The following is a 330-nucleotide window of genomic DNA, read 5'->3' as shown; positions in this document are numbered from 1 at the left end:
GAAGGCTTAACGGTCGTGTTCGGGATGGGTACGCGTGGTTCCCTTCCGCCATCGTCACCAAACAGGATGTTCCGAAGTGTTAGAGACTTCGAAAAACGCAGCATCTCCTTGCGGACATACCACTCATATCAGGGTTGTACCCTGAAAACTAGCAGCGAAAGATGTAAAAGATCCATCCAAAGATCTTGTGGTGCACCGCCTACGCGATGCTTCCGATGACGGCCTCTACTCTCGTAAAGACCTATAGGTCAAGCCCTCGACCGATTAGTATTGGTCAGCTCCACACATTGCTGTGCTTCCACCTCCAACCTATCTACCTCGTCGTCTTCA

1 rRNA gene is annotated in these 330 nt (G+C 50.9%); it reads right to left on the bottom strand.

Annotated features, from left to right (window positions below):
• Nucleotides 1-244 precede the first annotated feature (244 nt).
• Nucleotides 245-330: ribosomal RNA gene (locus EDM21_RS23535) — 23S ribosomal RNA — on the bottom strand; the annotation flags it as partial.

Origin of the sequence: Paenibacillus lutrae (genome assembly GCF_009757775.1) — a bacterium.
Lineage (GTDB): Bacteria > Bacillota > Bacilli > Paenibacillales > NBRC-103111 > Paenibacillus_F > Paenibacillus_F lutrae.
Note: the sequence above shows the minus strand (reverse complement) of the source record. Positions and strands in the feature narration are given on the sequence as shown.